Origin of the sequence: Amycolatopsis sp. NPDC004625 (assembly GCF_040609695.1) — a bacterium.
Lineage (GTDB): Bacteria > Actinomycetota > Actinomycetes > Mycobacteriales > Pseudonocardiaceae > Amycolatopsis.
Window position 1 is genome coordinate 1 of record NZ_JBEXKX010000109.1, and the last position, 7,139, is coordinate 7,139.

Below are 7,139 nucleotides of genomic sequence, written 5' to 3' on the forward strand. Positions count from 1 at the left end.
ACCGTCGGCCGGGACCGGCCGCACTCGACCGGGGTGGAGTCGACGATCCAGGTGGTGTCGGTCCACAGGTCGGTGTCCGCGGCCAGCCAGCGCATGACGAGCTTGACCAGCGGCAACGCGGCACGCAGGCGGCGGTTGTAGCCGGACTGGCCGGGCAGGTAGCGGAACGCTCCGGGCATGCGGGCGGGCAGGAACCGCAGCCAGCGGGCCTCGGAGGTGAACCCCAGCAGCGCTTGGGCCACCGCGAGAGTCACCAATTCCGCGTCGGTGAGCTTCGGCGGTCTGCCGACCCGGTGCCGGCCTACGAGGTGGTCGTCGATCTTGACGTGGAGTGCGGTGAGAAGGGTGTTCAGGTCTGTCGTCACAAACGGATCTTGGACACCCTTCGTCCGTCTCCGGTCACCACCCAGACTTAAGCATTACTCGTCTAGGTGCGGGACATCTCGGCCCGGTGGCGTGCGCAGGCCGGTGCCTGGTCATATATCAGGCTCTCGACCAGTACAACGTGAGGTGTGGCCGGGCAGGCGCGTGGCCGTGAGGTAGGGAGGTGGGGATGACCGTGATGACGACCGTCATCGTCACGACGAGCCTGTTCAGCTTCCTCAGCCTGCTGGCCACCCTCGTGTTCCTGTGGAAGGTCTACAAGCACGGCGGCCGCGGCGACCTCACGGCGGCAGCCAGGGCGCTCCGAGACGTGCGCCGGCGTTGGCCATCAGCTCCCAGGACCGACGATCAGGCGCGCTTAACACGCTCCAGACCACGATCGCGTACACCTTGAAGGCGCCGGACGGGCGCCGATTGGCCGACGACCTGTGGCTGAGCGCGCCGAGGCGATGCGCGACGTGATCACGCGGAAGCCCGCCGAGCAGGACTGGCAGGTGCGGGCCCCGCCGGGACGCTCGGCGGGATCGGCGCCGCCGCCGGCACGCCCTCCGGCTGAATCACCGCGGCGGCCGCGTCCGGACCAAGTAGCTCGGTTGCGGCAGCAGCCTCAACGCCGGCCGGACGAGCGGTCGAGAGAGCCATCAGCCCGTACGCCCGTCGCGTGTGCGGCGAGTCGTTCACGCGCGGGCTGGCTAGGAACGCGCCGACCGCGTCCTGCACGGTCGGGCCGGAGCACGGTCAGCGCGCCGTACCTAAACAGGACGGCGCGGCAGATCTTCGCTGGTCAGCGCATGGCTAGTCAGATGGTCACGAACAAGCGGTGCAGAACGGTTTGCCATTGGAAGCCGCGAGTGTGTATACAGCGAAGCGGGCCCCGAAGGTCGTGCTCTCACCTGATCTTTCAGGTGAGGAAGGTGCGCGATGCCGGAGTGGCTCATCGCGGCGGTGGCCGGCTACGTGCTACTGCTGATCTCGTTCGTCGTCGTGGTCGCGGTGCTCGACCGCAACCACCGTCGCGCCGACCGCGCCGTGCGGGTCCTGCGAATGCTGCTGATCGGCGCTGCCCCGGGCGTTGCCGGCGCGCTGCTGAAGCTGCACCAAGCCGGCCTGCTGTGAGCTGGGCTGCGGGTCCTCGAGCGCGGCCTGGACATCGACGACCCGCGCGGTGACGCCTGCGAGCACGCCGTCCGCGCGGGCCTGGCCTGGCAGCTGCGCTCCGTAGAGAAGATCTCATCGCCTCATCGGCATGAGGACGTGGACGCTCGACCAGCGGCAGAAGAGGACGTTCGGCTCAGCCCGGCGACCGACTCGCGGCAGAAGCGATGTTCGCTTGTTCGGTGGTTGATCGATGTGTGCGCGGGTGGCACACGATGTTCATGTGCTGAAGGGCAAGGTGGGACGTGGTCGCCAGGCTGTGGTGACTGCCGTGCTGGTGGGCTTGGGCGCGGGGCGGGCGGCTTGGTCGCCGGGTCGTCAGGCACGGCCCCTGCGGGGTAGGTGGTGGTGGCCAGGCGTCAGGGCCGAGAACCAGCGCCGCGACATCGATGCCAAACGCGCCGTCGCGGCGATCAAGCAGCCAGCGGCAACGATTTCCGATTGCCTCGTCAACCGTGAGCCTGCAGGCCACGAACCTGGGCGGGGACGTCCTGGACGCCTGTCCGCACCATCCTCACGTGCATCGCTGCTATAACGCGGTGTAACACGCGAGTGCCTCGCCACGGTTAACGGCGGGACGGCCGGATCATGTGATCGGCAGGCGACGCGGCGGGGAGGTTCGAGATGGGTGAGCAGATCGACTTGTTCGAGGCATCGGCTTCAGCGGTCGGCTACCTCTATCAGCTCCGCAAGGCTCTCTACTTCTGCGTCGAACAGACAGGAGCCGGTCCCGACTGGTCCATGGCCATCGAAGCGGGCGACGACATCGAGGTCCACGAGGACACGGGACCGGGCCTCTACCAGCTCAAGCACCGCGCCCCGGGGACCAAGATGACTGACAAGGCCACTGACCTGTGGAAGAGCCTGCGGATCTGGGCCACCGGTTGGGCCGAGTCTGCGGTCAGCCAGGATCGCCCCACCTTTTTCCTGCTCACGACCGCCGAGGCCGCCGCGGAGGGCGCCGCTTACCACCTCCGGCCTCCGGGCCCTGGCAGCCCCCGGGACGAAGCGAAGGCGCTCGGGCTGCTAGATGAAGCCCGTCGCACCTCCAGGAACGAGACCAACAAGTCCGCGTACGAGGCGTGGGACAGGCTGACGGCAGACCAGCGTCGATCCCTGCTTGAGCGGATTCGCGTGCTCGACGCGGCGCCTGACATCGACGAGACAACCGAGCGCATCCAGCGCCTGCTGGGCCTCGCCGTGGGCCACGAACACGCGAAGGTCTTTCTGGAGCGCCTGGACGGGTGGTTCTTCCGCAGGGTGGTCGCCCAGTTGCGCGACCCTGCGTCGGGACCGGTGACCGGCTTGGAGTTCGACGTGGTGTTCAGCGACCGCCGCAAAGGCTTCGGCCCGGACAGCCTGCCCATCGACGACGACCTGCCTGAGACAGGCGGCGCGGACCCCGCCGGCGGAGAACAGGTCTACGTCCGGCAACTGCGCCTCGTGAATGTCGGCGACAGCAGGATCCAGCAGGCGGTCAGCGACTACCTGCGGGCGTTCACCCAGCGGTCGAGGTGGGTCAACGACAACCTGCTCCGGCCGGGTGAGCTGGGCAAGTACGAGAAGCGCCTCGTCGAGGAGTGGTCAAGCCGCTTCGAGGAGATGCGCGAGGAGTTGGGGCAAGAGGCCGCGGAGGAGGCCAAGGTCCGCGAGGCCCGCGCCATCTACCGGTGGGTCGATCACCATGCCCGGTTCCCCATCCGGCCGGGATGCGACGAACCGTTCGTCACCAAGGGCTCGTACCAGATCCTCGCTGACGAGCGGCGGGTCGGCTGGCACCCCGAGTTCCGGGAGCGCCTCATGGCGCTGCTCGGGTCGGTGTCGAGCAAATGAGCAGCCCTGTCGAGTGGGGCAGGGAAGAGCGGGCGCTGTACAACCCGGCCTTCACCGCCCTGGTCTGCGCCCGCGTCGTCCAAGGCCACCTGGACGCGCACGAACGCCCCGGTCCGCTGCCCCTCGTGGTCGCCTCCGCTGTCATGGCGTTGCAACCTGCGGTCCGGGACCTGCTGCCGAACGCCAACGCCAATATGGCCCAGTGGGCGGAAAACAACGGGACCATCAAAGTTCACATGTCCGCCAACACCCCCGGGCTTCTCACCGTGGTGCGACCCGGACTGCTGTTCGCACTGCAGACCCGGATCCTCGTTTTGGATGGGGCCGCACTCACCCTGCGCGACAAAGCCATCCCGAAGGGGATCCGGAACCGGTCGGCCGAAGCCGCCGCGGTCCAGAAGGCCGCCCACATGCTTGGCCGGTGGCTGCCCACCGGTGGACCCACCGCCACCGTCCTCACCCTGCTTGGAGTACGACCGTGACCTGGCAGCTCAAGTCCCTGACCCTCTACGGCAAGCAGCCCGGTCAGGTGCGCAGCCTGAAGTTCAACCTTGGCGAACTCAACATCGTCACTGGCGACTCCCTCACGGGCAAGACCTCCATCTGGGATGTCACCAACTACTGCATGGCCAGCAGCGGCGACAACTACCCCATCAGCGCCGGCAAGCTGCGCGAGTACGTCGACGTTTTCGCGGTGCAGATCGTCCGCGGCGACCGCCAGCTGTTCGTGGCTCGCCGGGCAGCGCGCGGAACCACCCCATCTCCCCGGCTCTGCCTGGTCTTCCAGCAGCCAGGGGATCTCCCGCTTGCTGCAGAGCAGATGCAGTTCACTTTCACCATCGAGGCCGCGCGCGGCCTGCTCGCCGAGTTCACGGGCATCGACCTCTCAATCCGCCTGCCCACCACCCGGGGCAACACCATGGCCCCGTCCATCCGCCATGCTCTGTACTTCTGCATTCAAGCCCAAAACGTGGTGGCGAATCCCGACCACCTGTTCCACTCGCAGGGGGAGGATCACGGTCCCAGGACGATCCGCGACATCTTCCCCTACTTCATCGGAGCTGTGGATCCCGAACAGGCCGTGCAACGAGCACAGCTGCAGCGAATGAAGTCCGAACTGCGGAACCATGAACGAGATCTCAACCAGCAGGAATCCGCAGCGCCCGCGTCCGGACAGGCCCGTGCCCTGGTCAGGGAAGCGGTCGAGACTTCGCTGCTCGCCCCTCTGAACACCAACGAGCTCACGCTGGACGACGCGCTCGCGCTGCTCGGCACCGCCGCCTCGGCACCCCTGCCCGGTCTGCCCGAGATCCCCGAGGACGAAGACGATCCCCTGGCCACACTCTCGCAGGAGCGGGATCGACTGCGCATTGCCTTCCAGCAGACGCGCGCCCGGCTCGCTGAACTTAGAAGCGCACTCCGCGACCGCAGCGAGTTCCTGACGCAAGCACTCGACCACCGCGAACGCTTGACTTCCTTGTCGCTGCTCAAAGTCAGCCCTGACACCTCTGTGGAAGCATGCCCGGTCTGCAACAGCGAAGTGACCGCCCCGAGCGCCGTCGCGACCGCACTGCGGACAGACCTGGAGGAACTCAACGCCAACGTCGTCCACGTCAGCGACGACACTCCGCAGATCCAGGCCCTCATCGACGAGCAAGAAGAATTGCTCCGCGAGCACCGCCGCGCACTCGGCGCCAACCACGATGAACGCGACGCACTCGAGGCAGGCATGCGCGAGGCCGCACGGTACCGCGACACCACGCTACGCGCCGCCGGCGTCCGCGGGCGCATCAGCCTGTTCCTGGAGAACGCCGCACGTTACACAGCCGCCCCCCGCATCCGCGACCAGCGCGAAGAGATGCGCGCGGCCATCGAGGAACTGGAGGACGCCCTCGGCCACGACGTGCAGGCCGACCGGGTCAACAGCAGCCTGTCACTGATCAACCAGAAGATCACCGCGAAGGCCCGCGCACTCGTCCTCGAGCACTCGGACGCCCCCATCCGGTTCGACCTGCGCCACCTCACCGTCGTGGCCGACACCGACGACGGACCAGTCCCCCTCAAGGAGATCGGCGGCGGGCAGAACTGGCTGGGCTACCACCTGGCCGCGTTCTTGAGCCTGCACGAGTGGTTCATCGACCATAATCGGCCGGTGCCGCAGCTGCTCGTTCTCGACCAGCCTTCCCAGGTCTACTTCCCCGCCGACTACAAAGGAACAGACCTACAGCCAGCCGAGGAGTCCGACCGGACAGCTCTCCTGCGCGTGTACCAAGCCATCGCCGACAGCATCACCACCGCGGACGGCAAGCTCCAGGTCATCGCCATGGAACACGCAGACCTGGAGCAACCGGTCTTCGCATCTGCGGTGATCCGACGGTGGCGTGACGGTCAAGGCGCCCTGGTCCCGGCGGAGTGGATCACCGCAGGCTGACGCCAGGCCAGCCGGTCGCGGTGAGATCACCGGTCGAAGTCCTGCCGGGTAGAGACTCGGCTGATCACCAGGGGTTGGCGGGCGCACCGGTGCCGTCAGCTCGACGAACACAGGACCGAACCGCGGGTCGCCAAGAGCGCGCCCGTGCCCTGTGCCCAGGCGGCGGGCACTACCTCGATGCCCAAGCAGGCCTGCATCGGCTGATGACCATCGATCGACTGCCAAGCGAGCGGTTCGTGGATGGCCTCGTGCTCGAAGAGCAGGACCAAGCCGCCGGATACCCGGATCTGCACCCAGTCCTCGGCAGCGTCGGTGATCGGTGGACGACTCCCCTTCCGCTCGCTGTTGTCGCTGCCGATACCCACACCACACGACGTTCCCGCGGTCACCGCCGGCTATTACCAGCAGCGTGCCTTCATCGAGACCTCGCCGAGCAGGTCACCCGCTCAATCACCGCATCAAACCCACGTTCCCGCGGACGCACCGACATCGGCATGTGCGGACGTTAGTCGCGACGGAGCGTCGTCGGACTTGACAGGGGATTCGCCGGATTCGCTAATGACGAGGTGCGGCGTCGAAGCTACTGTCCTCGGACGGTCGTGACCGTGCGTCGGCGCAGGTCGGGTACAGGGTGACCGATCGGCCCTGGGCTGTTCGCCGCGGCACGTGGTTGAGCGTTGGCTGCTGGACGTCCAGCCGGACGGAGGTATTGGCGGTGGGGGCGAGCGGTAGGTCGATCCGACACCGAGGCCTCTACGTGGGCGTGGCAACCGGCGCGTGCTGGGTCGCTGCGTCTCCGATGGGGCTCCGGTGCTGGAGTAGTGCCTGACACGGCGCGACACTTCACGGCATTGAGAAGTCGTGCAAATGCCACTTGACCTGCACTTATCGGCATGAGATGGCGCACGGCGGCACTCGCCGATATGCCAGAAGGGCGGACTTGTAATCAGATGGTCCGATCGTCCTCGTCTTCGGCAACCGCCTGATCCGTGTTGTGCGACGCCTGTGGTGTCGTCGGTGCCTGTAGGGCGGGCGCGCTGGCGTGCCTGCCTGTCGAACTAAGGGCTGTCTCGTAACTGTGGTTGTGGTTGGTGGGGCTGGTGTTGCGGTCAGTCGGCAAGGAGGATGTTGTGCAGGTTCGCGATGCCGGAGACTGTGTCGGCGAGCGTGCTCGCGGCGCGGCGGTAGTCGCGGAGAATCTTGAAGTTCTTCATCCTGGACAGAACGTGCTCGACGCCGGTCCGGATCGTGCGGTGAGTCGCGTTGAGGTCCTCCTTCCATTCCGGCAACTCGCTGCCGTCGCGGGGCTTGCGGTACGGCATGACGACCTCGGGAT

At 67.1% G+C, this 7,139-nt stretch carries 7 protein-coding genes and 1 pseudogene; 5 read left to right on the top strand and 3 right to left on the bottom strand.

The window, feature by feature from the left end:
- Window positions 1-365, bottom strand: a pseudogene (locus ABZW17_RS46420) (IS982 family transposase); the annotation flags it as partial.
- Window positions 366-553: 188 nt separating this feature from the next.
- Here ABZW17_RS46420 and ABZW17_RS46425 point away from each other — a divergent pair.
- The 5 genes from ABZW17_RS46425 (at window position 554) to ABZW17_RS46445 (ending at window position 5,803) form a co-directional block, all read left to right on the top strand.
- Entirely contained in the window at window positions 554-778 is a 225-nt protein-coding gene (locus ABZW17_RS46425) for a hypothetical protein (protein ID WP_354829348.1), read from the top strand.
- 527 nt (window positions 779-1,305) lie between these two features.
- Window positions 1,306-1,500, top strand: a complete 195-nt coding sequence (locus tag ABZW17_RS46430; protein WP_354829351.1) for a hypothetical protein — start codon at window positions 1,306-1,308, stop codon at window positions 1,498-1,500.
- A gap of 663 nt (window positions 1,501-2,163) precedes the next feature.
- On the top strand, window positions 2,164-3,372 hold the full coding sequence (locus ABZW17_RS46435; RefSeq protein WP_354829354.1) for an ABC-three component system protein: 1,209 nt from the start codon (window positions 2,164-2,166) through the stop codon (window positions 3,370-3,372).
- Window positions 3,369-3,854 (top strand): three component ABC system middle component, encoded by a 486-nt coding sequence (locus ABZW17_RS46440; RefSeq protein ID WP_354829357.1) that lies wholly within the window; start codon window positions 3,369-3,371, stop codon window positions 3,852-3,854. The genes ABZW17_RS46435 and ABZW17_RS46440 overlap by 4 nt, the downstream gene beginning before the upstream one ends.
- Window positions 3,851-5,803: a DUF3732 domain-containing protein gene (locus tag ABZW17_RS46445; protein WP_354829360.1), complete on the top strand. Its 1,953-nt coding sequence runs from the start codon at window positions 3,851-3,853 to the stop codon at window positions 5,801-5,803. Before ABZW17_RS46440 ends, ABZW17_RS46445 begins: the two co-directional genes overlap by 4 nt.
- Before the next feature lie 95 nt (window positions 5,804-5,898).
- On the opposite strand, the gene ABZW17_RS46450 is transcribed toward ABZW17_RS46445, so the two are convergent.
- Together ABZW17_RS46450 and ABZW17_RS46455 are read right to left on the bottom strand one after the other, a co-directional pair.
- Window positions 5,899-6,168 carry a hypothetical protein gene (locus ABZW17_RS46450; RefSeq protein ID WP_354829363.1) on the bottom strand — a complete coding sequence of 90 codons (270 nt, stop codon included), beginning with the start codon at window positions 6,166-6,168 and terminating at the stop codon, window positions 5,899-5,901.
- 744 nt (window positions 6,169-6,912) lie between these two features.
- Window positions 6,913-7,139: transposase family protein (locus ABZW17_RS46455; protein ID WP_354829367.1), on the bottom strand; the 227-nt coding region annotated here is incomplete at its 5' end.